Source organism: Candidatus Bathycorpusculum sp. (genome assembly GCF_009778815.1).
GTDB lineage: Archaea > Thermoproteota > Bathyarchaeia > Bathyarchaeales > Bathycorpusculaceae > Bathycorpusculum > Bathycorpusculum hydrogenotrophicum.
In genome coordinates, this window is record NZ_WRFL01000108.1 from 1 (window position 1) to 4,192 (window position 4,192).

The window sequence follows — 4,192 nt, forward strand, 5'->3', positions numbered from 1 at the left end:
AAGAATAATTACGCCATAGTTACACCATATGCAACGATTCCTCATCTGACACGTAATGCCTTCAAAAGCTAAAAGCTCGGTAAAATAGCCTAACCTATGGCGTAAAAATGGAGAGTTCCGGTTATAATTAAGTTTATCCATTATTTCATATACAACATATGTTTTCCCAAATGATGTTGGAGCAGTTAAAACGAATCGATTTTGCCTATCCATAATAAAACAATCCAACACCTCTTTTTGATAACGATGTAATTTACAGTGATTAACAAATAAACTACTGTCATGAATATAGGCACTCAAAGTCAGCAGATTAATATTTTCTTCAGGTACATCTGAAACACCATATTTTGATTTTAACATATCATAGTATTGTGGAACTCCCGCTTCATTTGCAAGGAATAGCAAAAAGACAACATCATTGGGACTTAATGCAGAATTCTTAACAATATCAAAATATCTACATACTTCTTTAATAAAAAGCGAAGGATTCCCAGAGCGTTTATATTTATACAATTCCTTTACAACATCAACGGCTTTCGTGCTTCGATCCATTCAATCACGCACTCCTTGACCTTTTTAACATCGGTTATTGGCAAGAAAATAAAAAACAGGCGGCAATCAAACGAAGCTGGAATTGATACACCCAATTCAGCTGTCAGTTTTTTTATGTACTCAATGCAACCACCAATATTATTATGATATGAGGTTGCATCTACTTTTTCGTATGCTATGAAAACGGGATAAATAAACCGCATGTTGTGAGCATTCATTTCTGTAACAATGTTTATACTTGGATTTGTTTCCCAAGCAGATAGAAGATCATCAATTTTACTACTTGGAATTGTAAACCTATCGCGCCAATCAAATAAAGCAATTAAATTACGTCCAACATATTGATCAGATAACGAAATATGGATTTTTTCTAATACTTGTTTAATTGCTTGTTTGTAATCCTGATGAAATTTTGCTTCTCCAAACCAGAGCTCAAGTTTTCCATCTTGCTCCATTACATGGAATGCGTCAAATCCTTTTGGCTCAGAATTCTCAAGAACTGAGTAAAAATAGCCACGGGCAATCAAAACAGTTGTTTTCATAAAATATCTAAGAATCAAATCTAAAAGAATTTCACCATAGAACCCATATTTCAGCTTTTCTGCTTGTTCTGCACCAGAATTATATCTGATATTTTTTATAAGAACACGCATTTGCTCCAAATCAAGCTCATCATACTTAATTTTATATTGATTGATTGCGTACTCTACGATGCCATTATATATAACACTAGACAAAGCCATGTTATCGTCATTACGAAAACACTCATCACCATAAAAAGAGAGACACGACTTATCCAAACCGCTTGCCTTGTCAGGTAAGCGGCACTCAAAAATTATTGCATTTTTGATTACATTTTTTAATGATTCTCGCACATTTACACACCCAATAGCGATCATTACTTACCCAAATTAAAGCCTACAAGTTTTTCATAATCAATGTCGCGCTTTTCTTTGCAAAGATACTTGGTAAAAACAGTTTATCCATATTACATAGTACGGAAGATTTAACTGTTTTTATTCATTAAAACTTATCCATAGGCTCATTCTGCAAATCCACCATTTTTCGCTTACACTCAGCTTGTCAATGTTGGCAAGAGCAGTAAATTTGTTTGTAGAGTCGTGAGTACACCTGCTGAAGCTTTTGTTTTGATTGAGGAGGACTTTGCATTATGAGTATGCGGGATTTTTCTATCTAAAAGTGCCTTTTACCTGTTTATTCCAAAATGATGGGGTGTGCCGAGTGCAAGTTTGAACACAAGGTTGATGGCCATATTTCCAATAGTTTCTCTATTTTCAAAACTACAATATCATAAAAATTACGACAACAGTGTTCATAAGAATAGGCAGTTAATATCAATAATACATTTCGATGTATTTATATGCCTTATTGAATACGTCGTTATCCTTGATTTTATATTTAATCCATACAATACTCCGAAGTGCTTTTGTGACTTCTTGCTTGCCCGCAGTAGTATTCTGCCATCCGTCAAAGCGAACGATTTTAACAATTGCATCGATATCGTTTACAATACGCTCAACAATAAGAGGAGTATTTTCATTTTTGATACTGGTAAAAAGCTCTGTTAAAGCGGCCTTGCCCTTGTCAATCGCTTCGCGGGGTACAACTTCTTTTTCTGCCTGGGCCGCTTCTTTGGCAAGCTCAAGAAGCATCTTCAAAAACTCAATGCTAGTAATCAAACCTTGTTCATGCTTTTCTCGCAATTCCTCAAGCCGCTCACCTAGCTTGATAAAACGTTGCTCACCACCATGTTTGCGGATTCTAGCAATAAGATGTATTTCAAGCAACTTGGCCTGTTTTTTAGTATTTTTATTATGTTTAAAAATTTCATCAATCGCATCAGCATCTAATTTTAGGATGTCCATATCATCATGAACCGCTTTAACTGAGACATTTTGATGCACAAGCTCTAAGGTTTTCGCACCAAGTGCCGCCCAAATCAAACCACCCCGATTATCAACGGGTCTAACCGATTCATATACATTAGTCAACCATAAATAATCAAATTTGTACAATCCGAGAAAAACATCTGGAGACAGAGCCTCCCATGCACGATTCAATACACGATAGTCCGCTCCGAAAGCATCCTTTTCTTTGTTGGTCGGCAGGGCTTCCTGGGCCGCCATTAACCCCTCCCAGCCCTTAACAGTACGATCAATACCATGGAAGTATGCGAGGCATTTGTTCATCAGATGTGGCAACTGCTTTTTGACTTCGGTGATGTTTGTAATCACTTGCTGTACGACTTTCTCGTCAAAGTCAAGGGCTTTTGATACATTATCAAAAATACCTATGTAATCCACTATCAAACCGTGTGACTTTTCCTCTCCGTAAACACGGTTGGTGCGGCATATAGCTTGTAGCAATGTGTGGTCTTTCATGGGCTTATCTAAATACATCACTTGCAAAATAGGGGCATCAAATCCTGTGAGTAATTTAGATGTTACAATGATAAGCTTTAACGGACTGGCGACTTCACGGAAGTAATCCAACAATTTTCCTTCTGTATCACGGTCACGGCGATATTCCTTGTATTTTCCTTCCTTGTCATTATTAGTGTCTATGACGATGGTTGTTGCAGTTTCGCCAAGGATCACGTCGAGTTCTTTTTTGTATAGCAAACAACATTCGCGGTCATAGCAGACTATTTGGCCTTTAAAGCCATTAGGCTCGATTTTCTCGCGGTAGTGTCTGGCTATATGTTCACAGACCTTATGGATACGTTCAGGTGATTTCATAATTGCAGACATCTTTACGCGTTGTGCAAGCTCTGAACGTTCATCATTTGCTAATTCTTCGGTCAGCTCCACAAATGCCTCGTCCACAATTTCCTGATTGATATGTAAATCCACCGGAACCGCCTCGAAATGCAGAGGTAGTGTCGCATGGTCACGGATAGAATCTGAGAAGGAGTAGCGGCTCATGTATCCACTCTTATCCTCGGTTGCACCGAAAGTGAAAAACGTATTCTTGTCGGTACGATTTATCGGTGTCCCTGTTAGACCAAAAAAGAAAGCGTTGGGTAACGCGGTGCGCATCTTTTCGCCAAGATAACCTTCCTGTGTTCTGTGGGCCTCATCAACCATCAGAATAATGTTGTCACGAGAGTTTAAAACACCGTTCACTTCACCGAATTTGAAAATTGTCGTTATCAAAATCTTTCGCATATCGCCCCTGAAAAACGCTATAAGCTCTTCTTTGCTTGACGCACTTTGCAGATTCGGTATATCGGATGCATTAAACGTAGAGGTGATTTGTGTTTCAAGATCAATACGATCATCTACTATTACAACAGTGGGATTTTTCAACTCCGGTGTCATACGGAGTTTTTGTGCGGCAAATACCATCAGCAACGATTTGCCACTCCCCTGAAAATGCCATAACAACCCTTTTTTTGGATATTTGGCCTTAACGCGTTCAACAATCAAATTTGCTCCTTCATATTGTTGATAACGACAAATAATTTTACATTTACAAAATTTTTTATCCGTAGCAAATACTGCTTTGACCGCATTATAAGTTAGGATATAGATGTTTTAGTTTACCTCTTGCTTGTTTTGTGGTAAAATGCCAATCTATCTGCTTACCCGAACCATTTCGATCTGCCGCCCAAACCGAC

1 protein-coding gene and 2 pseudogenes are annotated in these 4,192 nt (G+C 37.9%); all 3 read right to left on the minus strand.

The genetic code is table 11. The features are described from left to right. Window positions 1-552, minus strand: a pseudogene (locus tag FWF39_RS11925) (hypothetical protein); the annotation flags it as partial. Next, a complete protein-coding gene (locus tag FWF39_RS11930; RefSeq protein WP_343383659.1) occupies window positions 519-1,427 on the minus strand; it encodes a Hachiman antiphage defense system protein HamA in 909 nt (302 codons plus the stop codon). The gene FWF39_RS11930 and the pseudogene FWF39_RS11925, both read right to left, overlap by 34 nt. 480 nt (window positions 1,428-1,907) lie before the next feature. Further along, window positions 1,908-4,073 (minus strand): annotated as a pseudogene (locus FWF39_RS11935) (HsdR family type I site-specific deoxyribonuclease); the annotation flags it as partial. Between the last annotated feature and the right edge of the window lie 119 nt (window positions 4,074-4,192).